23 protein-coding genes and 1 riboswitch are annotated in these 21,861 nt (G+C 69.4%); of the genes, 11 read left to right on the forward strand and 12 right to left on the reverse strand.

What is annotated here, in order from left to right; genetic code table 11:
• The first annotated feature begins 118 nt into the window (after window positions 1-118).
• The 8 genes from OG456_RS33450 (at window position 119) to OG456_RS33485 (ending at window position 6,931) form a co-directional block, all read left to right on the forward strand.
• Complete coding sequence (locus OG456_RS33450; RefSeq protein ID WP_266567597.1) at window positions 119-1,291, forward strand: transposase; 1,173 nt, start codon at window positions 119-121, stop codon at window positions 1,289-1,291.
• Between the two features lie 322 nt (window positions 1,292-1,613).
• Window positions 1,614-2,738 carry a SchA/CurD-like domain-containing protein gene (locus OG456_RS33455; protein WP_266567605.1) on the forward strand — a complete coding sequence of 375 codons (1,125 nt, stop codon included), beginning with the start codon at window positions 1,614-1,616 and terminating at the stop codon, window positions 2,736-2,738.
• A gap of 67 nt (window positions 2,739-2,805) precedes the next feature.
• Entirely contained in the window at window positions 2,806-3,285 is a 480-nt protein-coding gene (locus OG456_RS33460; protein WP_266567610.1) for a cupin domain-containing protein, read from the forward strand.
• Entirely contained in the window at window positions 3,282-4,550 is a 1,269-nt protein-coding gene (locus OG456_RS33465; RefSeq protein WP_266567612.1) for a beta-ketoacyl synthase, read from the forward strand. The genes OG456_RS33460 and OG456_RS33465 overlap by 4 nt, the downstream gene beginning before the upstream one ends.
• Window positions 4,547-5,794, forward strand: a complete 1,248-nt coding sequence (locus OG456_RS33470; RefSeq protein ID WP_266567614.1) for a ketosynthase chain-length factor — start codon at window positions 4,547-4,549, stop codon at window positions 5,792-5,794. The genes OG456_RS33465 and OG456_RS33470 overlap by 4 nt, the downstream gene beginning before the upstream one ends.
• Window positions 5,795-5,820: 26 nt before the next feature.
• Complete coding sequence (locus OG456_RS33475; RefSeq protein ID WP_266567616.1) at window positions 5,821-6,081, forward strand: acyl carrier protein; 261 nt, start codon at window positions 5,821-5,823, stop codon at window positions 6,079-6,081.
• 1 nt (window position 6,082) lies between these two features.
• Window positions 6,083-6,559, forward strand: coding sequence for an SRPBCC family protein (locus OG456_RS33480; protein ID WP_266567618.1), 477 nt, complete (start codon window positions 6,083-6,085; stop codon window positions 6,557-6,559).
• Window positions 6,560-6,598: 39 nt separating this feature from the next.
• Window positions 6,599-6,931 carry a TcmI family type II polyketide cyclase gene (locus OG456_RS33485; RefSeq protein WP_266567620.1) on the forward strand — a complete coding sequence of 111 codons (333 nt, stop codon included), beginning with the start codon at window positions 6,599-6,601 and terminating at the stop codon, window positions 6,929-6,931.
• A gap of 88 nt (window positions 6,932-7,019) precedes the next feature.
• On the opposite strand, the gene OG456_RS33490 is transcribed toward OG456_RS33485, so the two are convergent.
• From OG456_RS33490 to OG456_RS33515, 6 genes are all read right to left on the reverse strand, one after another.
• Window positions 7,020-8,048, reverse strand: coding sequence for a methyltransferase (locus tag OG456_RS33490; protein WP_266567622.1), 1,029 nt, complete (start codon window positions 8,046-8,048; stop codon window positions 7,020-7,022).
• Window positions 8,049-8,098: 50 nt separating this feature from the next.
• On the reverse strand, window positions 8,099-9,160 hold the full coding sequence (locus OG456_RS33495; protein WP_266567624.1) for a nitrous oxide reductase family maturation protein NosD: 1,062 nt from the start codon (window positions 9,158-9,160) through the stop codon (window positions 8,099-8,101).
• Window positions 9,161-9,428: 268 nt separating this feature from the next.
• Window positions 9,429-10,649: a transposase gene (locus tag OG456_RS33500; RefSeq protein ID WP_266567626.1), complete on the reverse strand. Its 1,221-nt coding sequence runs from the start codon at window positions 10,647-10,649 to the stop codon at window positions 9,429-9,431.
• 219 nt (window positions 10,650-10,868) lie between these two features.
• The gene (locus OG456_RS33505; RefSeq protein WP_266567628.1) at window positions 10,869-11,129 is read right to left on the reverse strand and encodes a hypothetical protein; all 261 of its coding nucleotides are present in this window, start codon (window positions 11,127-11,129) and stop codon (window positions 10,869-10,871) included.
• A 32-nt stretch (window positions 11,130-11,161) separates the two neighbouring features.
• Entirely contained in the window at window positions 11,162-12,298 is a 1,137-nt protein-coding gene (locus OG456_RS33510; protein WP_266567630.1) for an LCP family protein, read from the reverse strand.
• Between the two features lie 68 nt (window positions 12,299-12,366).
• Complete coding sequence (locus OG456_RS33515) at window positions 12,367-12,876, reverse strand: transglycosylase SLT domain-containing protein (protein ID WP_266567632.1); 510 nt, start codon at window positions 12,874-12,876, stop codon at window positions 12,367-12,369.
• A gap of 406 nt (window positions 12,877-13,282) precedes the next feature.
• On the opposite strand from OG456_RS33515, the gene OG456_RS33520 reads away from it, so the two are divergent.
• Both OG456_RS33520 and OG456_RS33525 read left to right on the forward strand, forming a co-directional pair.
• Window positions 13,283-14,164, forward strand: coding sequence for an MBL fold metallo-hydrolase (locus tag OG456_RS33520; RefSeq protein WP_266567634.1), 882 nt, complete (start codon window positions 13,283-13,285; stop codon window positions 14,162-14,164).
• A gap of 112 nt (window positions 14,165-14,276) precedes the next feature.
• Window positions 14,277-15,500 (forward strand): cytochrome P450, encoded by a 1,224-nt coding sequence (locus OG456_RS33525; protein ID WP_266567636.1) that lies wholly within the window; start codon window positions 14,277-14,279, stop codon window positions 15,498-15,500.
• A gap of 56 nt (window positions 15,501-15,556) precedes the next feature.
• Here OG456_RS33525 and OG456_RS33530 read toward each other — a convergent pair whose 3' ends face one another.
• The 4 genes from OG456_RS33530 to OG456_RS33545 all read right to left on the reverse strand — a co-directional run bounded on the left by OG456_RS33530 (window position 15,557) and on the right by OG456_RS33545 (window position 20,026).
• A complete protein-coding gene (locus OG456_RS33530) occupies window positions 15,557-16,915 on the reverse strand; it encodes a helix-turn-helix domain-containing protein (protein WP_266567638.1) in 1,359 nt (452 codons plus the stop codon).
• A gap of 389 nt (window positions 16,916-17,304) precedes the next feature.
• Window positions 17,305-18,084: a hypothetical protein gene (locus OG456_RS33535; RefSeq protein ID WP_266567645.1), complete on the reverse strand. Its 780-nt coding sequence runs from the start codon at window positions 18,082-18,084 to the stop codon at window positions 17,305-17,307.
• A gap of 91 nt (window positions 18,085-18,175) precedes the next feature.
• On the reverse strand, window positions 18,176-18,850 hold the full coding sequence (locus OG456_RS33540; protein ID WP_266569516.1) for a YoaK family protein: 675 nt from the start codon (window positions 18,848-18,850) through the stop codon (window positions 18,176-18,178).
• Between the two features lie 81 nt (window positions 18,851-18,931).
• On the reverse strand, window positions 18,932-20,026 hold the full coding sequence (locus tag OG456_RS33545; protein WP_266567647.1) for a HoxN/HupN/NixA family nickel/cobalt transporter: 1,095 nt from the start codon (window positions 20,024-20,026) through the stop codon (window positions 18,932-18,934).
• A gap of 28 nt (window positions 20,027-20,054) precedes the next feature.
• A riboswitch (cobalamin riboswitch) is annotated at window positions 20,055-20,279 on the reverse strand.
• An 89-nt stretch (window positions 20,280-20,368) separates the two neighbouring features.
• On the opposite strand from OG456_RS33545, the gene OG456_RS33550 reads away from it, so the two are divergent.
• On the forward strand, window positions 20,369-20,731 hold the full coding sequence (locus OG456_RS33550) for a metalloregulator ArsR/SmtB family transcription factor (protein ID WP_266567649.1): 363 nt from the start codon (window positions 20,369-20,371) through the stop codon (window positions 20,729-20,731).
• Window positions 20,732-20,756: 25 nt separating this feature from the next.
• Here OG456_RS33550 and OG456_RS33555 read toward each other — a convergent pair whose 3' ends face one another.
• Together OG456_RS33555 and OG456_RS33560 are read right to left on the reverse strand one after the other, a co-directional pair.
• Window positions 20,757-21,296: an inorganic diphosphatase gene (locus OG456_RS33555; protein WP_266567651.1), complete on the reverse strand. Its 540-nt coding sequence runs from the start codon at window positions 21,294-21,296 to the stop codon at window positions 20,757-20,759.
• A 48-nt stretch (window positions 21,297-21,344) separates the two neighbouring features.
• Window positions 21,345-21,830, reverse strand: coding sequence for a GNAT family N-acetyltransferase (locus OG456_RS33560; RefSeq protein ID WP_266567653.1), 486 nt, complete (start codon window positions 21,828-21,830; stop codon window positions 21,345-21,347).
• Window positions 21,831-21,861 lie beyond the last annotated feature (31 nt).

Consider the following 21,861-nt stretch of genomic DNA (forward strand, 5'->3'; position numbering starts at 1 on the left):
GGGCAGGGAAAGCAGATTCGCCGCCAGGGCGGATCGGCGTACATCGAAACCGCTGGCGAGGGGCACCACACAGAGCAATGGGGCTCAACTGTCAGTCCTCCCGGGTAGGTTCCGATGCATGACGACAGATGCGACCACGCAGGGGGCCGGCTATTGCCGGTACACCTACCGTGTGCGTCTGTCGGTGTCGGCCCGCACTGCGCTCGAAGCTGAGTGGGACCGGGCGCGTTGGGTGTGGAATGAGTGCGTCGCCAAGTCCAAGGCCGTCCACGCGCACAACCGGGCCAGCGGCGAGAGGACGACGTGTGGGCCGGTCCAGCTCGCGGCGATGCTGACCGAGGCCCGATCGCGTACGCCGTGGCTGGCCGATGGTGCCTGTGTTCCTCAGCAGCAGCTGATACGCGACTTCGGCAAGTCGCGTGCGAAGGCCCTCAAGGACATCAAGGCGCGGTTGCCGATGCGGCAGCGGGCCGGGATGCCGAGGTACAAGAAGAAGCGGGAAGCGCTGCCCACCCTCGAATACACCAAGCGGGGGTTCCGTCTCAAGGACGGCATTCTGCATCTGGCCGGTCACATCGTGGTGCGGCCGGTGTGGTCGCGCGTGCTGCCCGAGCCGCCTTCGTCGGTGCGCGTGTACCGCGATGCGGTGGGGCACTGGTGGGCGTCGTTCGTTGTCCCCGCACAGAGCGAGAGGCTGCCTGTAACCGGTCGCGTGATCGGAATCGACTGGGGCGTCAAGGAGACCGCGACCACCACATCCGACGGCCACGACCTTCCCCATTGCCAGCACGGGCGGACAGCCGCGCAGAAACTTGCCCGCTATCAGCGGATGATGGCCCGGCGCCGCCCCGCGAAGGGACAGGCCGGATCGAAGGAATACCGCGAGGCAAAGCGGCAGAGGGCGAAACTGCACCGCAAGGTCGCGGCCCAGCGGCAGGACACCGGCCGCAAGTGGGCCAAGAAGGTCGTCCGTGACCACGACGCCTTGGCCATCGAGGACTTCAAGCCGAAGTTCCTCGCGAAGTCGACCATGGCCAGGAAAGCAGCAGATGCCGCGATCGGCGCCACCAAGGCGGCGCTTGTCGAGATGGCCAGGAAGCACGGCCGGACCATCCATCTGGTACACCCCGCGCACACCACGATGGACTGCGCGCAGTGCGGAGCGAGAACCAAGCACGCACTACCTCTTTCGATGCGAACGTATGCCTGCACCGCACGCGGAGCCGTCTCGCCCAGAGACAAGAACTCCGCCCGCGTGATGCTGGTCCGGGCTGGTCTTCCACCCGGCTAGTGCTGATCGTGTAAGACCTGCCCCCCGCCGGGGGGCAGGCGACGTGAGCTAGGAATCCCCCTCGCCTACGAGGGGGAGGAGTCAATGCTTGCCTCCAGCCGCAGCCCAGCCACCGCGGGTGAGTCGGGGGTTGTGTGCACAGTCCATGCCTCCCCGCGTCGCTTCGCCCCTCGGAGCGCCCGGATGGGTGCCTTGGTCACCCGTACGGCGTTTGTGGATCGCGCCCTCCGGGGGCCCGATCGACGATCGGCTCATGGCGACCCCGGCATTTCGGACGCGGTGGTCGTTCCTGATCTTCTGAAGAAGAGGAGAGGTGTGCCGTATGACCCCCATCTCAGGACGTATATCGCAGTCGGCCTTCGACGGTTCCAAGTTGCGAGTGATCCTCCTGCTCGACCTGTACGAGGGAGCGCAGCAGCAGTTCCTGGACGCGTACGAGCACATGCGCAATCAGGTCGCGTCCGTGCCCGGTCACATCAGTGACCAGCTCTGCCAGTCGATCGAGAACCCCTCGCAGTGGCTCATCACCAGCGAGTGGGAGAGCGCCCCGCCCTTCCTCGCCTGGGTGAACAGCGAGGAGCACGTCGAGACCGTCAGGCCGATGCACAGCTGCGTCAAGGACACCCGGTCGATGCGCTACAGCATCCTCCGGGAGACCAGCCCCGCCGAGTCGGTCACGCCGGCGCCGGCGGCGGCGAACGCGGTGACGGCCCGGGTGGGCGACGGCGCGGCGCGCCACGCCCTCACCTTCACCGTCAAGCCGGGCTCCGAGTCGAAGGTCGCGGAGATCCTGGCCGGGTATCAGTCACCCCAAGCTCAGGTCGACGACACCACCCGCCTGCGCCGCACCTCGCTCTTCATGCACGGCAACCGCGTCGTGCGTGCCGTGGAGGTGGAGGGCGACCTCCTCGCCGCGCTGCGTCACGTCGCCCGCCAGCCCGAGGTGCAGGCGGTCGAGGAAGCCATCAACCCCTACCTCGAGCAGCACCGGGACCTGACCGACGCCGATTCGGCGCGGGTCTTCTTCACCCGGGCCGCGCTCCCGGCCGTCCACCATGTGGTGTCCGACGTTCCGGTACCGCGCGACCTGCGGCGTCACGCGCTGTACTACCCGGCCAAGAAGGGCCGCGGGATGGACCTGGCCCGGTTGCTGGCCGAGCAGGACGCGATCGCGGCGGACGACCCGGACAACCCGGTGTACGGCAGCACCGTCTTCCAGCGCGACGACATCGTGGTGCGTCTCATCGACATCACGGGTGAGCTCGACAGCGACCCCGTCGCCTCCCTCGGACTCAAGGGCGCGAACAAGAGCGCGGAGCTCGAGCAGCTCCTCGACGGCGCAGCGATCGGTGTCGAGGGCTCCCTGCAGACGGAGCGCAACATCAACCGGCTCCTGTCGCACGCCGACATGATGCCCATCACCGACCGCAGCTCGGCGGGTTCCTGACGGACAACTGCGGGGGTGTCCGTGGGCGCTGCCCCGGACGCCGCCGCCGCACCCGGAGGTATCAACCATGACCAAGAATCCACGCATCGTGGACTTGAGCGAGACCGAACCAAACCGCCGCCGAGGAGGTGACCTGCGGGCCATGCTCACGCCCGCGACGGTCGGCTCCACCAGCGGGTTCATGGGCCTGGCCCTCGTCCAGCCCGGCGAGCGCATCGGCGAGCACTACCACCCGTACTCGGAGGAGTTCGTCTACGTCGTCAACGGCTCCCTCGAGGTGGACCTGGATGGCGAGACGCATGAACTCCGCCCGGACCAGGGCCTGTTGATCCCGATCAACATGCGGCATCGTTTCCGCAACGTCGGCGACGTGGAGGCCCGTATGGTCTTCCACCTCGGCCCGCTCGCCCCGCGCCCCAGCCTCGGCCACGTCGACACGGAGGTGACCGAGGGCGCCGAAGCCGGACCCGGGTTCATCACCGGCGGTCCGGACCTGACCGCGCCAGGACACGGACAGGCGTCCGAGCGTAGTGGGGCCATAACGTGACCCGGCGGGTGGCTGTCACCGGAGTCGGTGTAGTCGCCCCGGGTGGTATCGGGGCGAGCGCGTTCTGGGATCTTCTCGCCAACGGCCGTACCGCGACCCGAGGCATCACGCTCTTCGACCCGGTGGGCCTGCGCTCACGCATAGCCGCCGAGTGCGACCTTGACCCGGTCGCGCACGGCCTCGACCCGGAACTGGTCGAACACGCCGACCGGTACATCCAGTTCGCGGTCATCGCCGCCGACGAAGCCGTCAAGGACTCCGGACTCGACACCGGGGTCGAGGACCCCTGGCGCATCGGGGTGTCCCTCGGCAGCGCCATCGGCGGCACCACCCGCCTGGAGCGGGACTACGTGCTGGTCAGCGAGGGCGGGAAGCGCTGGGACGTGGACCACCGCGCGGCAGAACCGAAACTGCACATGGCGTTCTCGCCGAGCACACTCGCCTCGGTCGTCGCCGAGCAGTTCGGTGCCCAGGGCCCGGTGCAGACGGTGTCCACCGGCTGCACCTCCGGGCTCGACGCGGTCGGCTACGCCTTCCACACCATCGAGGAAGGCCGCGCCGACATCTGCATCGCCGGGGCGTCGGACTCGCCGATCTCCCCGATCACGATGGCGTGCTTCGACGCCATCAAGGCGACGTCGCCCAACAACGACGACCCCGAGCACGCCTCCCGCCCCTTCGACGCCGACCGCAACGGCTTCGTGATGGGCGAGGGCGCCGCGGTGCTCGTCCTGGAGGACTACGAGCACGCCCGTGCGCGTGGCGCGCACATCTACTGCGAGCTCAGCGGCTACGCCACCTATGGCAACGCCTACCACATGACCGGTCTGACCAGCGAAGGCCTGGAGATGGCCCGGGCGATCGACAACGCGCTCGGCCAGGCCCGCCTCGACCCCACGCTGATCGACTACGTCAACGCCCACGGTTCGGGCACCAGACAGAACGACCGCCATGAGACGGCCGCGGTCAAGGTGTCCCTGGGAGCTCACGCCTACGACACACCCATGAGCTCCATCAAATCCATGGTGGGCCACTCCCTGGGCGCGATCGGCGCGATAGAGGTGGTCGCCTGCGTCCTTGCCATGAAGCACCAGGTGGTGCCGCCCACGGCGAACTACGAGACCCCCGACCCCGAGTGCGACCTGGACTACGTACCGCGCACCGCACGCCCGCGAAAGCTGCGGAACGTGCTCTCCGTCGGCAGCGGATTCGGCGGATTCCAGTCCGCGGTGCTCCTGACCGAACCAGGTGGGAGGACACGATGAGCAGTGAACGCGCCCGTGGCGCGGCCATCACCGGGATCGGTGTGATCGCGCCCAACGGACTGCACGCCGACGCGTACTGGAAATCCGTCCGGGAGGGCCTCGGCGCCCTGGACCGGATCACCCGCGAGGGATGCGAGGACATGCCGCTCCGCGTCGGCGGTGAGGTCCGCGGCTTCGATCCCGCGGGCCTCATCGAGGAGCGGTTCCTCGTCCAGACGGACCGGTTCACCCACTTCGGTATGGCCGCTGCGGCGCTCGCCCTCGACGAAGCCGGGCTCGGCCGCGGTGACCCCGCGGAGCCGTACTCCATCGGCGTGGTCACCGCGGCCGGTTCCGGCGGCGGTGAGTTCGGACAGCGGGAGCTCCAGAAGCTGTGGGGTCAGGGCTCCAAATTCGTGGGTCCCTACCAGTCCATCGCCTGGTTCTACGCCGCCAGCACCGGACAGATCTCCATCTGGAGCGGTTTCAAGGGGCCGTGCGGAGTGGTCGCGAGCGACGAGGCGGGCGGTCTTGACGCCATCGCGCACGCGGCCCGCACCGTACGGCGCGGAACCGGCGCCATGGTCGTCGGATCCGCCGAGGCACCCCTCGCCCCGTACTCGATGGTGTGCCAGCTCGGCTACCCCGAGCTCAGCACCGCCGAGGACCCCGACCGGGCCTATCTGCCCTTCACGGAGAGAGCCCGCGGGTTCGCGCCCGCCGAGGGCGGCGCGATGCTCGTCGTCGAGGACGAGACCCGCGCCCGCGAGCGGGGGACGGACATCCGGGCCGTGGTGGCCGGCCACTCGGCCACCTTCACCGGCGCCTCCCGCTGGGAGGAGTCCCGAGAGGGGCTCGCCCGCGCGATCAAGGGCGCCCTCGACGAGGCGGGCTGCGCCCCGGAGGAGATCGACGTGGTCTTCGCCGACGCCATGGGTGTACCGGAGGCGGACCGCGCCGAGGCGCTGGCCATCGCCGACGCCCTGGGTGCGCACGGCAGCCGCGTCCCCGTCACTGCACCCAAGACCGGTACGGGGCGTGCCTACTGCGCGGCGCCCGTCCTGGATGTCGTCTCCGCCGTCTTTGCCATGGAGAACGGCCTCGTACCCCCCACACCCAATGTGTTCGACATCTGCCACGACCTCGACCTGGTGATGTCTCGCGCTCGCCCCGCCGAGCTGCGCACCGCCCTGGTCCTCAGCAGGGGACTCATGGGCTCCAACGCGGCGCTGGTAGTGCGCCGCGGCGGCGACTCCGCCCGATAGGACCGGGCGGGAAGGAGAACATTCGCATGATCACCGCAGAACTGACCTTCGACGATCTGGCCGGCCTCATGAAGAAGGCGGCCGGCGTCACCGTGGACCCCCAGCGACTCAAGCAGTCGCCTGACTTCCCGTTCGACTCCGTCGGCCTCGACTCCCTCGGCCTGCTCGGCATCGTGGGCGAGCTCGAGAACCGGTACGGCCAGTCGCTTCCCCAGGACTCGGAGCGCTGCAAGACGCCCCGCGAGTTCCTCGACCTCGTCAACAGCACCCTCAAGGCTGGAGCCTGAGATGTCCGGACACACGGAGAACAGCATCACCATCGACGCGCCCCTCGACCTCGTCTGGGACATCACCAACGACATCGAGAACTGGCCGCAGCTCTTCAGCGAGTACGCGTCCCTCGAAGTGCTCTCCCGCGAGGGCGACACGACGACCTTCCGCCTGACCATGCACCCGGACGACAACGGGAAGGTCTGGAGCTGGGTCTCGGAGCGGACCATGGACCGTGCCAAGCGGACCGTGCGTGCCCGCCGCGTCGAGACCGGGCCCTTCGCGCACATGGACATCCGGTGGGACTACACGGAGACCCCGGAAGGCACCCGTATGGACTGGGTGCAGGACTTCGCCATGAAGCCCGACGCCCCGGTCGACGACGCCTGGATGACGGACAACATCAACCGCAACTCCGTCACGCAGATGGGCCTCATCCGCGACCAGATCGAGCGCGTCGCCCGTGACCGCCAGAAGGCCGCCGTGCCCCGCTGACCGCCGACCGCCCGCCCGCCCGTCCAGGAAGGAATCCCGATGCATCACGCCCTGATCGTCGCCCGCATGGCGCCCGGTTCGGCGCCGGCGATCTCCGACGTGTTCGCCGCCTCCGACCGAGGTGAACTCCCGCGTCTGATCGGCGTCAAGAGCCGTAGCCTGTTCCAGTTCGGCGACGTGTACCTGCACCTCATCGAGTCCGAGGAGGACCCGGCGCCCGCCATCGCACAGGTGGCCGGGCACCCCGAGTTCCGCAGCATCAGCGATCAGCTGTCGTCGTACGTCAGCGCGTACGACCCGCAGACATGGCGCAGCCCCAAGGACGCCATGGCGCACCGCTTCTACCACTGGGACCGGAACAACCCCTCCTGAGCGAGGGCACGACACAACCCGAGGCCGCCGGTCCCGCGTCAGACGCGGAGCCGGCGGCCTCGGGTTGTGTCCGGAGACTGTGTGCGGGTCAGGCGGGCACGGTGCACTCGAAAGCGTGCAGGTACGCGTTGACGGGACGGACCTCGCCGAGGACGAGACCCGCGTCCGTCAGCCGCTCGACCATGCTCAGCCGGGTGTGCTTGGCGCCGCCGACGTTGAGGAGCAGCAGCAGGTCCATGGACGTCGTGAACTTCATCGACGGGGTGTCGTCGACGAGGTTCTCGATGACGATGACGCGGGCACCGGGCCGCGCCGCCTTGCGGACGTTGGCCAGCGCCCTGCGGGTGCTGTCGTCGTCCCACTCCAGGATGTTCTTGATGATGTAGACATCCGCCTGGACCGGGATGTCCTCGCGGCAGTCACCGGCGATGATGCGCACCCGTGAGGACAGCGCACCGCCGTCGCGCAGGCGCGGATCGGCGTTCTCGACCACCCCCGGCAGGTCGAGCAGCGTCCCGTGCATGTCGGGGTGCTTCTCCAGCAGACCGGCCACGACCTGCCCGTGACCGCCGCCGATGTCCGCGACCGAGGCCACGCCCTCCAGATCGAGGAGGGCGGCGACGTCGCGCGCGGACTGCTCGCTGGACGTCGTCATGGCGCGGTTGAACACGTGCGCCGACTCGGGAGCCTCCTCGTTGAGATAGGTGAAGAACTCAGTGTCGTACACGTCCTCGAAGACGTTGCGGCCGTGGCGCACCGCCTCGTCGAGCTTCGGCCAGACGTTCCAGGTCCACGGCTCGGTGCACCACAGCGCGATGTAGCGCAGGCTGTGCGGGTCGTCCTCGCGCAGGAGCCGGGACATGTCCGTGTGCGCGAACGTGCCGTCCGGGCGCTCCGTGAAGACGCCCTGGCTGGCCAGTGCGCGCAGCAGTCGGCGCAGTGTCAGCGGCTGGGTCTTCAACTCAGCCGCCAGGTCCTCCACGCTCATGGGCGTGTCGCCCAGGGCGTCGGCCACGCCCAGGCGGGCGGCCGCGCGTACGGCGGCGGCGCACGCGGCCCCGAAAACCAGCTCCCGCAGGCGCATGGGTGACTGGGGAGCCTGATCGACGGTCGTCATCTGTTGCCTCGCTTCTGCTGGCGTGATGTGTGCGGACATGGCATGGGCCCTCAGCACCTTCCGGCGGGCACGGACACCGCGCACCTGTTGTCGCGGTACTTGTTGCCCTTGCCCTTGTCCTGGGTGACCAGGTCGGTCGTGTTGCCCATCACGAGGTTGTCGCGGATCTCGTTGCGCTGGTTGAGGGCACCCTTGAAGTTCTTGGCGAGCACGATGCCGCCCGACATCGGGGCCTTGCCGACGTTGTCCACGACGGTGTTCCCCGCCAACAGCGAGTCCTCGACGCCGGTGAGGACGATGCCCGACCCCTGGATGTAGGGCAGGCGCGCGGTCGCGGGGCAGTACTTGCTGTTGTCGTGCACGTAGTTGTTCCGCACCGTCAGTGCGCCGGGGCGCGGTTTGTTCTCGTCACCCACGAGCATCATCGCGGCGCAGTTGCCGGCCGCCTCGTTGTGCGCGACCGCCAGGTTCCGCAGCCGCCGCACGGTGACGCCGATCCGGTTGCCGAGCATCCGGTTGTGGCTGACCACCGTCCCATCGGTGTCCAGGGCCCCCTCCTCGGCGTAGACCGTGTTGCCCAGGAAGAGGCCGGCGTCGCCGTTGCCCTCGACCGTGTCGTTGCGGACCACCCCGCGCACGGACCGTTCCTGGCCGATGCCCCACTGGCCGTTCTTCTCGGAGGTCACTCCCTCGATCCGGAGACGATCGGTACCCGTCGCCCACAGACCGTTCTTGGTGAAACCACGAAGAGTCAGGGAGCGCACGGTGACGCGTTCGACGGGCTTGCTCTTGGTCCCGGTCACGCAGATGCCGTTGCCGGCCTTGGCACATGCGTTGTCGGCGGACTTCGTGCCGGGGACGATGACGGTGGACCGGGCGCTCGCGCCCCGCAGCGTCACTCCGGACACGGTGATGGTGACGCTCTCGTGGTAGGTGCCGGGGGAGAGGACGATGACGTCTCCCGGCTTTGCCGTGTTCACGGCTTTCTGGATCGACTCGCCCGGTTTCACCCGGTGCACCGATCGGCAGTCGGCCGACGGGGCCGCGGCCCCCACGCTCGACGCGACGACGGCCGCGGTGCATGCGAGGTACGCAATCTGTCGCTTGGTCATATGGCGAAGCTACGAGCGGGTGTTCCGGCCCGCCACTGCTGATCGCCCAGGTGGGCCGCCACCTACGCTGTGGGTGAGCCGAACGAGCGGAAAAGGGGGCGGCGCATGGCCACTTGGGGGCTGATCGTCGAGATGACCGTGGGTACGGGGGAGCGCAAGCACATGGAGGCGTCCGTGCTTCGCGCGCATGTGGAGGGCTCACTTGAAGGCTCCCCTCCCTGGAGGGAGGAGATTCTCCACCCTCCAGGGCTGAGCGGGGATTTACGGCTCAGGCAGCCTCCTGGTCCAGCGGACCAGGAGGTCTTGCACCCTCAGCACCGTCCGGGTTCCAACCTGCCCGGACCAGCATCACGCGGGCGGAGTTCTTATCCCGGGGGGACACGGCTCCGCACACGGTGCAGGCATACGTTCTCATCGAGAGAGGGAGTGCGTGCTTGGTTCTCGCTGCGCACTGCGCACATTCCATCGTGGTGTGCGCCGGGTGCACGAGACGGACGTCCCGTGCGTGTTTGCGGCCCATCTCGACCAGGGCGCGCTTCGTCGCGGCGATGGCGGCGTCGGCCGCTGTGCGGGCCATCGTGGTCTTCGCGAGGAACTTCGGCCGGAAGTCCTCCACCGCAACCCCGTCATGGCCACGCATCACGGACGTGGCCCACTTGCGGCCGGTGTCCTCACGCTGCCTCGCGATCTTCTTGTGCACCTTGGCGGCCTGTGCCTGCGCCTTCCGATAACCCTTGGATGCGGGCTGCCCTTTCGGGCGCCGGCGCCGGGCCATCATCCGCTGGTACTTCGCGAGCCGCTGCGCGGCCCGCTTGCCGTGCCCGGCATGCGGGAGGTCGTAGGCGTCATCCGTGGTGGTGGCCGTCTCCTTCACACCCCAGTCCACCCCGAGAACCCGCCCGGTGGCGGGCAGCGGTTCGCTCTGCGCGGGAGCGACGAAGGACACGTACCAATGCCCAAGCGTGTCCTGGTACACGCGAACGCTCGACGGGTCGGCCGGAAGGTCCCGCGACCACACCACGCTCAGCACGATCCCGCCCGCGAGGTGCAGACGACCGTCCTTAAGCCGGAAACCGCGCTTCGTGTAGTTCATGCCCGGCTTGGCGTCCCGCTTGCGCTTGAAGTGGGGCATCCCCGCCCGACGGTGCTGCGCAAGCCGGTCCTTGATGTCCTTCAGCGCCTTCGCCCTCGACTTGGTGAAGTCGCGGATCACCTGCTGCTGCGGCACGGACGCGCCCTGAGCCAGCCACGGCGTCACTTTGCGGGCCTCGGTCAGCAGCTTGTCGAGCTGGGCCGGACCGCACGTCAGCTTCTCGCCGCCCGCTCTGCTCTGCGCGTGGACCTGCCTGGACTTGGCCACGCACTCGTTCCACAGCCACCGGCAGCGATCCCACTCGGCGTCGAGCGCGCGCCGGGCCGTGGCCGACAGGCGCACACGAAAGGTGTACCGGGCATGCCCGGCCCCCTGCGTGATCGCTCCACTCGTCATACACCCGAACCTACCCGGGAGGACTGACAGTCGAGAGTTTTTGATCGCTGTCGGCACGCTCGCCCCGACACGCGGTGGACGGTCTTTCGCCCCGGGGGCGAAACCCCTGTCTCCTGTCCTGCTCCGCAGGAGTCCGACTCCTCCCCGGCCTGAAGGCCGGGCATCCTCGGAGGAACCCGGTGAAGAGGCCCTGGCGGAGCTGGGGGAGTGGATCGGGCGCTACACGCCGGAGCATCCACGCAGTCCGAAACGCAGTCGGATCTTCCGTACCGCCGACGGGTTCCTGCTCGTCGTCGACGGTGCCTGGCAGTCCTTCAGTTCCCGGTTCACGGTCGCGGAGCTGGTGAAGGACAGCGCCGCGCCGCAGCCGGTGCCGTCGCCCGCGCCCCCGCCCGAGGACGCCGCTCCGGCGCCCTCGGGTCCGACCGTGGACCGGTACGCGGACGGGGTGCCGGTGAAGCCGGCCTGGCTGGGCCGCACCGACCTGCCGTGACCGCACGGGTCGAGAGGCGCTAGGCGCCGGCGGACACCGGTGAGTCGGTCCGCGCGGCCACCGAGTTGTCGGTCACGGACTTGGGGATCGGCCGGTCGTCGCGCAGGGCCTGCCAGACCTGGTGGGACGCCTTGGTCAGCGGCAGGACGCGGCCGGCGTCCTGGGCGTCGTAACTGACGGGCAGCGTGATCATGTTCATGTGGTCGGGGCTGATGCCCTTCAGGTCCTTCGCCAGACCGAGCAGTTTGTCCGCGGACGCGAGACCGGAGTCGGCACTCACGGTCTTGGTCGCGGTGTCGGCGAGTTCGTACGCCCTGGCGGGGTTGCTGACCACGCCGATCGACTCGGCGCGGTGGATCAGTGCCTTGATGAAGGTCTGCTGGAGCTGGATCCGGCCCAGGTCGCTGCCGTCGCCGACGGCGTGCCTGGTCCGCACGAGTGCCAGTGCCTGTTCACCCTTGAGGGTGTGCTTGCCTGCGCTCAGGGACAGATGGCTGCTGGTGTCCCTGATGGCCCGGTGGGTGGTGATGTCGACACCGCCGAGCTCGTCGACGAACTTCTGGAAGCCCTTGAAGTCGACCTCGAGATAGTGGTCCATGCGCACGCCCGACATCTTCTCCACCGTCTTCACGGTGCAGGCGGGGCCGCCTACCTGGTACGCCGCGTTGAACATCGACTGAGGCTCGCCCGGTGCCGTGCCGCCCGACGGGTTCGCGCACTGCGGCCGGTCGACCATCGTGTCGCGGGGGATGCTGACGACGGAGGCCGTTTTGTGGCTCTTGTCGACGTGCAGCACCATCGCCGTGTCCGAGCGGGCGCCGGTGACGCCCGTGCCGTACTTGCCGTGTGTGCCGGCGCGCGAGTCGGAGCCGAGGAGCAGGATGTTCATCGCCCCGTCGTGGCCCGCGTCCGGGCGGTTCTTGCCCAGTACGGCGTTGATGTCCGTGCCCTTGAGGTTCCCGTTCAGGTGCGACCACGCGTAGGCCACGCCACCGCCGCCGACGAGGACGGCGCCGAGTGCGGTGTAGGTGATGATGCGCAGCCGTTTCCTGCTTGACCTGCCGCGTGAGCGGTGCAGGTTCGCGGACCCGTAGCCGGGGTGGTCAAGGGCGTCGGCTGAGGGCGCGTGCCCTTCGTCTCCGCTGTGGTGCGGCATGGGCGCTGCCCTCCGTTCGAGGGTTTGAGGTGTGCCGTGGATCAGTTACGGCGTGTGGTGACGACGGCTCAGTACGCGGAGTTGACGTTGTCGATGGAGCCGTAGCGGTCGGCGGCGTAGTTGGCGGCCGCGGTGATGTTGGCGACCGGGTCCGTCAGGCTGTTGGCGGTGCCGGCGACGTGGTAGGCGTTGAAGGTCGGCTGGATCACCTGCAGCAGGCCCTTGGACGGGGTGCCCTTGACCGCGTTGACGTCGTAGCCGTTCACGGCGTTCGGGTTGCCGGACGACTCACGCATGATGTTGCGGTGCAGACCCTCGTAGGAGCCGGGGATGCCCTTGGCCTTCATGACCTTGAGGGCCTCGTTGATCCAGGCGTCGACGTTGTTCCCGTCGGTGGCCTTCTTCGTCGATACCGAAGGAGCGGCCTTCGGCGCCGCGGCGGGCTCGGCGGCCTGCGCGGGGGACGGGGCGAAGGTCAGTGCCGCGCCCGCGAGACCGGCGGCGGCCAGGACCGTGACGGTGGCGCGCTTGAAGCGGGTGGGGCGGGCGGCAGCGGTGATCTGAGTGGAGAAGGCCATGCGGGATTACCTCTTCATGCTCGGGGACATCGTGCGGCGCCGGCCGTGTGGTGGCGCTGGGAGCGGAGTGGAGATCCGCGTCCTGACCCGGGGGTCCGGAGCGAGCGACTTCGCTCGTGCTCCGACCCGCTCTCCGGGACGACAGCCATAGTTAGCGATCCCGGAGAGGGTGCGCAAGGATGTGACGTACTACCCCACTACGGAGGAATGTCCGAAATGACCTGATGTGGTGCCCTCTGTGCACCACTGGGCGGCCTTATCTGCTACTACCGCCTCTAGTATGTGATCTGGCTCCTATGGGGTGCTTCACAGGCCCGGCCCCCTCCGCGTTACCCACGTCACGCGTTCAGCCCGGTTCGGAGGCCAGGATGATGCCCTCGCAGGGCGACTCTCTTGAGGAGGCGGAATGGGTGGAACCACGCGGCAGGTCGACTTCGTGACCGAGGGGCCCGTGCCGCTGGCGCTGGACGTGCGCTGGATCCACGGATCGGAGTCGGCGAAGCACAACACCGACCCGGACATCCAGGTGCACCCCTATGACGAGCACACGGTCATCCTGCGCCAGAACATGGCCGTGCATGACGAGGCGCCCTTCCTGTTTCTGCTGTTCGGCAACGCGCGCGCCGTACTCATCGACACGGGAGCCACCGCCTCCGCCGAGTACTTCCCCCTGCGCCGGGTCGTCGACGGGCTCATCGGGGACTGGCTGACGGAGCACCCCCGGGACACCTACGAACTCCTCGTGCTGCACACCCACGCCCACGGGGACCATGTGGCGGCGGATGCCCAGTTCGCCGACCGGCCCCACACGCGCGTGGTCGGGGCGGATCGTGACAGCGCCTGGGCGTTCTTCGGGTTCGCGGACGACCAAGGCCGAGTGGCCCGCGTCGACCTGGGCGGCCGCGTGCTGGAGTGCATGGCCACCCCGGGCCACCATGCGGCGGCCGTCACCTACTACGACCCGCACACCGGGCTCCTGCTCACCGGGGACACGGTCTATCCCGGGCGGCTGTACGTCGAGGACTGGGCGGCGTTCACCGAGTCCATCGACCGCATGGTCGAATTCGCCGCCACCCGTACGGTCACTCATGTGCTGGGCTGCCACATCGAGATGAGCAGCAAGCCGGGCATCGACTACCCGGTCCTGACCACCTGTCAGCCGGACGAGCCACCGCTGGAGATGACGGTCGGGCAGCTGCAGGACATCCGCCGAGCGATCGATGAGATCGGCGACCGGACCGGCCGCCACGTCTTCCCCGACTTCATCATCTGCCGCTCCGACGACTGAGCGCCCCGGCCTGTCACGCCGACCGCCGCGGCGAGACCATGAGGGGGCTGTCTCCGCCGACGGATGATCAATAACCTGGTGGGCGTTGCCTGTTACTGACCGAGGGAGCTTCATGTCCACCGCACAGGTCCCCGACATACTGTCGCCGGAGTTCGCCGAGAATCCGTACCCGGCCTACGCGGCCATGCGTGAGCACTCTCCGCTCATCTGGCACGAGGCCACGCGGAGTTACGTCATCTCGCGGTACGCCGATGTCGAGCGCGTCTTCAAGGACAGGGAGTCGCAGTTCACGACGGACAACTACAACTGGCAGATCGAGCCGGTGCACGGCAAGACGATCCTCCAGCTCAGCGGGCGTGAGCACGCGGTCCGCCGCGCGCTCGTCGCGCCGGCGTTCCGCGGGAGCGACCTCCAGGAGAAGTTCCTGCCGGTCATCGAGCGCAACTCCCGCGAACTGATCGACACGTTCCGTGCCACCGGCTCCGTCGACCTCGTGGGCGAGTACGCCACCCGCTTCCCCGTCAACGTGATCGCCGACATGCTGGGCCTGGACAAGGCGGACCACGCGCGCTTCCACGGCTGGTACACCACCGTCATCGCGTTCCTCGGCAACCTGTCCGGTGACAAGGACGTCGCGGCGGCCGGTGAGCGCACCCGCGTCGAGTTCGCCGAGTACATGATCCCGATCATCCGGCAGCGCCGGGACAACCTCGGCGACGACCTGCTCTCCTCGCTGTGCGCCGCCGAGGTCGACGGCGTCCGCATGAGCGACGAGGACATCAAGGCGTTCTGCAGCCTGCTCCTCGCGGCCGGCGGCGAGACCACCGACAAGGCCATCGCCAGCCTCTTCGCCAACCTGCTCACCCACCCCGAGCAGCTCGACGCGGTCCGCAAGGACCGCACGCTGATCGCCCGCGCCTTCGCCGAGACGCTGCGCTACACCCCGCCCGTCCACATGATCATGCGCCAGTCGGCGACCGACGTGGAGGTGAGCGGCGGCACGATCCCCGCGGGAGCGACCGTCACCTGTCTGATCGGCGCAGCCAACCGCGACGCGGACCGCTACTCGGAGCCCGACCGCTTCGACATCTTCCGCGAGGACCTCACCGCCACGAACGCGTTCTCGGCGGCGGCCGACCATCTGTCCTTCGCGCTCGGCCGGCACTTCTGCGTCGGCGCGCTGCTCGCCAAGGCCGAGGTCGAGATCGGCGTCGGCCAGCTCCTCGACGCGATGCCGGACGTGCGGCTCGCCGACGGGTTCGACCCGGTGGAACAAGGGGTGTTCACCCGCGGCCCGCAGTCCCTGCCGGTGCAGTTCACCCCCGTCACCGTGTGAACCACGTGGCTGGGACCGGCAGTTGACCGGTCCCGGCCGCGTGGTGTCCGTAGATCTCAGTGCGACACGGGAGTGAACTGCACCGGCAGCGCGGTCAGTCCGCGCATCCAGATCGACGGGCGCCAGGTCAGTTCCTGCGGCTCCACGGCGAGCACCAGGTCGGGGAGCCGCTCGAGCAGCGTCTCCACCGCCGTACGGGCGATGACGTCCGCGAGGAGCGGGGCCGGATACGGGCAGCGGTGCTCGCCGTTGCTGAACGACAGATGGGCCGAGTTCTCCGCGCAGACCTGCGAATCGGGCCAGATCTGCGGATCGGTGTTGGCCGCCGCGAGGCCGAGCACCAGACAGTCGCCCGCCCGGATCTGCCGCCCGCCCAGCTGCGTGTTGCGCACCGCCCACCGGCCGATGAAGTTCTGCGTGGGCGTGTCCAGCCACAGCACCTCGTTCAGCGCCTGACCGACACTGAGCCGCCCGCCGGAGACGTTCAGCGCGAACCGCTCGTCGGTCAGCAGCAGACGCAGCGTGTTGCAGATCCAGTTGGCCGTCGGCTGCTGCGCCGCCGCGATGACGGAGATCAGGTCCTGGACGACCTCCTCGTCGGTGAGGCCCGCCGGGTGCGCCAGCATCCGTGACGTGACGTCAGCACCGGGTGACTCCCGCTTCTCCTTGACCAGTTGCTGGATGCGCGCGCCCACCCGGCCGTACGCGGCCACCGGGTCGTCGCCCTCCGCGGCGTCCAGGGAGATCCGCAGATCGTCCACCAACTGCTCGGTGTCGGTGCTGCCCGCGGGCATCCCGCAGAACTGCACCGCCGCCCGCATCGGCAGGGCGTGCGCGAAGGCGGCCATCAGCTCGGCCCGGCCGCTGTCGGCGAACGCGTCGATGAGCTGGTCGGCGATGCGCTCGCAGTCGCGGGCGAGTTCGAACTGGTCGACCGCTTCGAGGGCCTGAGTGATGACGCCCGCGCGCCGCTGGTGCTCGGCGCCCTCCGTCCGATCTTGGGGAGCAGGAGGTGTCCGGCGTCGGTGAGTCCAGCGGGCGTTCGCGGTGAAGCGGATGGCCTGGCGGGTGTCTTTGCGGGACTTGAAGGACGGCTCCCCGAGCCTGGGGCCCTTGCGTTCACCCTTGAGGGAGGCGAAGAAGTTGCTGTACGCACTCTCCGCGTCGCGCAGAGACTGCTGCAGCACCACCGAGGAGACCTCGCCCAGCCAGGCCCGCTGCGGGGTTTTCTTCGCCTCGGTGATCAACCGGCGGGACAGTTCGCCGGCCCTGGGGAAGGGGAGCTTGTTCTCGCGGGCGGTGCGCCGGGCGCGTACCGCGTCGTTGTAGACGACGTGGGCACAGCCGAACGCCCGTCCCAGAGCGGCCTGTTGGCCGCGGGTCGGGTACAAGCGAAAGCTGTACCTCAGCTGCATGAACGGAAACCGTACCCGGTGCGGTGATACCGGGCAGAGGGCAGATCCATACTGATCACCGGCGCCTTCTTGCGATCACGTGTGCGCTGACACCGAGCAGGGCAACGCCCTTCTCCGATCACACGCGTTCACCTGTGCCCCAGGCCGTGTCCAGCCCCGCCGGAAGGCAACCACACCGCTCCGCGGCAGCCCTCACCTACAACGCGTTGGCCCGCTCCGCGGCCCACAACACTGCGCCGCTCCGCGCCGCCACTCATGGATGCGGAGCCTCGGGAATGCCGTTCGGGCGGCCACAATGGAGGTGATTGTCGGCAAAGCGCGGTTGGTCAGGGGCGGAACGGACGTACGGCGCACTTGCCTCGTGCGCGACGCTTTGGCGGATGGACCGGTCAGTCCTCGTGCGGGGCGCGCGTCCTGCGCCACAGCACGCAGGCGGCCCCGCCCGCGAGGGCCGCGCCGAAGCCGATCCGGCCCAGGTCCAGGCCGCCGCCCGCGGTGCTGCCGACTCCGGCGCGTGCGCCGCGATAGTTGTCGCGTGCCAGGTTCATCGGGGTGCTCCACTGCCTGCCGTCGGGACAGGCTCCCTGCACGGACACCTGCGAGCTGGTCCCGACCTCGCCGGCGAGGCGTGCCGTCCCCCTGTACTGGGTGCGGCCGTCCTGCCCGATTCCGCCGCCGAACACGGGGAGTGTGACGGAGCCGGCGGCGAAGGCCTGGGAGCGGGCCGTGATGGAGCCGCGCCCGCCGCCGGCGCAGTAGACCGTGATCTCGGCGGTGGACGAGGCCCCCACCGCCGTGGACGGCGAGAGGCGTGCCTCCGCGTAGGAGTCGCCGTTCGCCGAGCCGCGGTCGCGGGTTCCGTTCGCCGAGCCGCGGTCGCGGGTTCCGTCGTCCGAGCCTCGGTCGCGGGTTCCGTCGTCCGAGCCCCGGTCGCGGGTTCCGTCGTCCGAGCCCCGGTCACGGGTCCCGTCGTCCGAGCCCCGGTCGAGTGGCCCGTCGTCGGAGGGGCTCAAGGGGTTGGTCCGGCCCACCGAGCCGGTCCGGCCCACCTCGTCGGGTGCGGTCACCGAGGCGGGTGCTGCGACGGGGTGCTGCGCGGCTGCGGTCCCGGGCGCGAGCGCGGTGAGGCAGGCGGTCGTCGTGATGACGGTGGCTATGGGGCAGAACATGAGGCGTCTCCGGTCCCTGTGCCGCAGCGGCAGAGGGAGCTGCGGTCCTGGTCAGGACGCTAGTGAGCCCGGGCGGACGGCGCCCGCAGGGTTAGGCCGATCGGATGTCGTCCGCGTCGGCGGCCGGCTCGCGATATCCGGCCGCGGCGGCCGCCACGAGCAGGGTGCCGACGAGGAGCGGCCAGCCGAGACCGTGGTGCAGCACGAGCAGCGCGCCGAACGTGGCGCCCACGAGCATCGCCACCACGGAGGCCATCCGCCGCCCCGTTCGCGGAGCGGTGCCGCCCGCGAGCGAGGACTCCGAGGCGAGCCCGGTCAGCGTCATCGTGAGGACCGTCGTGGTCATGTCCGGAACCGCGAGTTTGCGGACGGTCGCGTTGCGCAGCCCCATCGCCCATGCGAGGACGGCGATGAGCGCGTACGTCGCCCCGCCCGGCCACGCGAAGGCGACCGCCGTCGCCACCGCGAGCAGGACCGCCTCGGCGACGAACACCGACCGCACCCAGGTCTCCCGCGCCCGCCCGGCGAACACTCCGGTCAGCCGCCCGGCGCACACGGCCCCCGCGAGGAACGCGCCGAGGGAGGTGACCGACCCGAGGACGGAGAACCCGGGAGCGCCCGCCGCGGCGAAGCCGATGATGATGACGTTGCCGGTCATGTTCGCCGCGAAGACGCGGCCGAGGCCCAGATAGCTGACCGCGTCGACGAAGCCGCTCACGACCGTGAGGACCGTGAGGGTCGCGGGGAGGGCCGACCTGCGTGGCACGGGCGCGGGCGCCGCTGGTGGAACGCTGGCTTCACTCACCCGCACGACCTTACGGAGTCCCGGTCCCGGCGGCCCGCCGGATCAGGTCCGCACGGCCCACCGTTCCTCGACCTTCGCGAGCCGCCAGTACCCGATGGCGGCCGCCCAGACGACGACGAACAGGCCCACGATGATGAACCCGACGTTGTCCAGGTCGAGCCCCGCTATCCAGCCGGTCACCGGGTCCCGCAGGTCGAGCTTGTCGTGCAGGACGCCCACCAGCTCGATGGTGCCGATCAGGAACGCGACGGCGATCGAGAGGCCGGTGATGGCGAGGTTGTAGAACACCTTGCGCACGGGGTTCGAGAACGCCCACTGGTACGCGAAGTTCATGAACGTCCCGTCCAGGGTGTCGAACAGACTCATTCCGGCGGCGAACAGGAGCGGCAGGCACAGGATCGCGTACCAGGGCAGTCCGGCCGCCGCGCCGCTGCCCGCCATCACCATCAGCGTGACCTCGGTCGCCGTGTCGAAGCCGAGGCCGAAGAGGAAGCCGAGCGGGTACATCTGGCCCGGCCGGGTGATGGACTTGGTGAACCGGCCGAGGATCCGGTTCATGAACCCCCGTGAATCCAGGTGCTGTTCGAGCTCCGCCTCGTCGTACGAGCCCGCGCGCATCGCCCGGAACACCCGCAGGATCCCCACCAGGGCGACGAGGTTGAGCGCCGCGATGAGGTAGAGGAAGGACCCGGAGATGGTGGTGCCCATGACGCCGAGCGTCTGATGGGTGGCGGAGCCCTCGTTCATGATCCGCCCGGCGAGCTGGGTGCCCCCGGCGATCAGCGCGGCGAGCACGACCACCACGCTGGAGTGGCCGAGCGCGAACCAGAACCCCACCGACACCGGGCGCTTGCCGTCGGCCATCAGCTTGCGGGTCGTGTTGTCGATCGCGGCGATGTGGTCCGCGTCGAACGCGTGCCGCATGCCCAGGGTGTACGCGGTGACGCCGAGGCCGATGCCGAAGGCCTTCGACCCCACCTCGTAGTGCTCCGGCACGACGAGCAGGAACAGTACGCCGAACGCGACGACATGGAGTGCGGCTATCACCGCCAGGAGCCCGGCGGTGCGGACGGTGTCCTCGCGCCGCCAGTGGAACGCGTCGCGTCCGGTCTCCGGGGGCTTTACGGGCAGGGTCATGCGGTCACGCTCCAACACCTCGTGGAATCACTTCGTGAGATGCCGTGGCCGGTCTCCTGGCTGACGGGTGTCCGCGTCCGCCCCTGCCTTCCCAGCTGCGCGCGGCAGCCAGTGGCGTGGTGGGGCGAGGCGTCCCGAGTCGTCTCGTTGCCGAGGGACCCGGGGCCCGATCACAGTGGCGAGGGCCGCTTCGGTCTGGGTCCTTTGAGGGACCGTCACCGAATTCCCGAGCACCACGGCCCGCCCACAGTAGAGGCCGGTCGGCGACGTCTGCAAGGCTGCACAGCTGCGTAGGTGTGCGCGGGTATTCAAGATCACATCGGCGGCTGCGAGGATGGCGTCATGCATCTCGTCCCTGCCGAGCGCGCCGACCGCCGCACGATCGACGGCCACCGGGTCTGCGAGGCCATCGCCGCCATCGGTGAGCCAGGACATGTCCGCGCCTGGGCCGACCGGTTCTCCCTGCTCGCCGATCCCCGGCGCCTCGCGCTGCTGCTCGCGCTGCACCGGGCGGGGCCGCTGGCCGTGTCGGATCTCGCCGTGGCCACGGGCATGAACGACCCGGCGGTCTCGCAGGCGCTGCGGCTGCTGCGCGCGGCCGGCGTGGTCGAGGGGGAGAAGGAGGGCAGGATCGTGCGCTACCGCGTCGTCGACGCGGCGACCGCGGATCTGCTCGAACACTGCGCGACGGACGGCGCGCACTGACACGTGCGCGCCGTCGTGGCCGGTTTCAGTCCCGTCGAGCGGCGGCCCGGCGGCGCGCGGCGGCGATCTCCGCGTACGTGAGGTCGCGGCCCTCCCAGTGTGAGCCCTCGACCGACTTGCCGGGCTCCAGGTCCTTGTAGACCTCGAAGAAGTGCGTGATCTCCAGACGGTCGAACTCGGGGATGTCCTCGATGTCCTGCACGGTGGTGTGGCGCGGATCGTGCGCGGGCACGCACAGGATCTTCTCGTCCATGCCCTTCTCGTCCCGCATCACGAACATGCCGATCGCCCGGCATTCGACGGTGCAGCCGGGGAACGTCGGATCGCCCACCAGGACGAGCGCGTCGAGCGGATCGCCGTCGCGCCCGAGCGTGCCCACGATGTATCCGTAGTCCGCCGGGTACTGGGTGGAGGTGAACAGCATCCGGTCGAGCCTTATCCGGCCGACGGAATGGTCCATCTCGTACTTGTTGCGGGAGCCTTGGGGGATCTCCACGGTGACGTCGAACGCGTGGACCGCGTCGGTGCCGTGGGCTGCGTCGGTGTGTCGGACCTCGTTGTCCAAGCCGGCCTCCTCGTCCACCCCGAGTGTGCTCCCGGGAGTAGGGGCGCGTCAGCCGATCGGGAACTCCAATTCGGGCCTGTCCCACATCACGGCGGGAGGGTCGGCGGCCGCGGTGCCGGTGCGGACGGCTCCCGTGCTGCGGTAGAAGCCCTCGGCGGGCGGGTGCGAGACCACGCGGACCGAGGTGAGTCCGGCGGCGCGCGCCTCGTCCTTCATGTGGGCGACCAGCAGCCGCCCGATGCCGAGCCCCTGCGCCGCGTCGGCGACGAACATCAGGTCGAGCTCCGGCGGCACGAGCGTGAGCGCGTAGAACCCGAGCACCAGGTCGTCGGCGTCGACGGCGACGAAGACGCGATGGGCCTCGATGTAGTCGGGGCCCACCCGGTAGCCGGCCACCATCGACGCGTACGGGGCCTCGTAGGCGCGAGACGTACGGACGAGCCGGGTCAGCCGCTTGGCGTCGCGGGCGGTCGCCCTGCGCACCCGGACCGCCCCGCCACCTCCCGATCCCAAGGCTGTAATGCTCGAAGTCATAGTGAGAGTATTACGCATCCTGCGGCGCCGA

The sequence above is a fragment of the Streptomyces sp. NBC_01446 genome, assembly GCF_026340095.1.
Classification (GTDB): domain Bacteria; phylum Actinomycetota; class Actinomycetes; order Streptomycetales; family Streptomycetaceae; genus Streptomyces; species Streptomyces aureus.

Coding starts and splice junctions, on each gene's coding strand:
- OG456_RS33490 (WP_266567622.1), bottom strand. CDS start 8,048: ATGACGACCGTCGATCAGGCTCCCCAGTCACCCATGCGCCTGCGGGAG.
- OG456_RS33460 (WP_266567610.1), top strand. CDS start 2,806: ATGACCAAGAATCCACGCATCGTGGACTTGAGCGAGACCGAACCAAAC.
- OG456_RS33550 (WP_266567649.1), top strand. CDS start 20,369: ATGCATCTCGTCCCTGCCGAGCGCGCCGACCGCCGCACGATCGACGGC.
- OG456_RS33515 (WP_266567632.1), bottom strand. CDS start 12,876: ATGGCCTTCTCCACTCAGATCACCGCTGCCGCCCGCCCCACCCGCTTC.
- OG456_RS33560 (WP_266567653.1), bottom strand. CDS start 21,830: ATGACTTCGAGCATTACAGCCTTGGGATCGGGAGGTGGCGGGGCGGTC.
- OG456_RS33500 (WP_266567626.1), bottom strand. CDS start 10,649: ATGACGAGTGGAGCGATCACGCAGGGGGCCGGGCATGCCCGGTACACC.
- OG456_RS33535 (WP_266567645.1), bottom strand. CDS start 18,084: ATGTTCTGCCCCATAGCCACCGTCATCACGACGACCGCCTGCCTCACC.
- OG456_RS33545 (WP_266567647.1), bottom strand. CDS start 20,026: ATGACCCTGCCCGTAAAGCCCCCGGAGACCGGACGCGACGCGTTCCAC.
- OG456_RS33475 (WP_266567616.1), top strand. CDS start 5,821: ATGATCACCGCAGAACTGACCTTCGACGATCTGGCCGGCCTCATGAAG.
- OG456_RS33495 (WP_266567624.1), bottom strand. CDS start 9,160: ATGACCAAGCGACAGATTGCGTACCTCGCATGCACCGCGGCCGTCGTC.
- OG456_RS33485 (WP_266567620.1), top strand. CDS start 6,599: ATGCATCACGCCCTGATCGTCGCCCGCATGGCGCCCGGTTCGGCGCCG.
- OG456_RS33470 (WP_266567614.1), top strand. CDS start 4,547: ATGAGCAGTGAACGCGCCCGTGGCGCGGCCATCACCGGGATCGGTGTG.
- OG456_RS33530 (WP_266567638.1), bottom strand. CDS start 16,915: ATGCAGCTGAGGTACAGCTTTCGCTTGTACCCGACCCGCGGCCAACAG.
- OG456_RS33520 (WP_266567634.1), top strand. CDS start 13,283: ATGGGTGGAACCACGCGGCAGGTCGACTTCGTGACCGAGGGGCCCGTG.
- OG456_RS33455 (WP_266567605.1), top strand. CDS start 1,614: ATGACCCCCATCTCAGGACGTATATCGCAGTCGGCCTTCGACGGTTCC.
- OG456_RS33525 (WP_266567636.1), top strand. CDS start 14,277: ATGTCCACCGCACAGGTCCCCGACATACTGTCGCCGGAGTTCGCCGAG.
- OG456_RS33450 (WP_266567597.1), top strand. CDS start 119: ATGACGACAGATGCGACCACGCAGGGGGCCGGCTATTGCCGGTACACC.
- OG456_RS33510 (WP_266567630.1), bottom strand. CDS start 12,298: ATGCCGCACCACAGCGGAGACGAAGGGCACGCGCCCTCAGCCGACGCC.
- OG456_RS33480 (WP_266567618.1), top strand. CDS start 6,083: ATGTCCGGACACACGGAGAACAGCATCACCATCGACGCGCCCCTCGAC.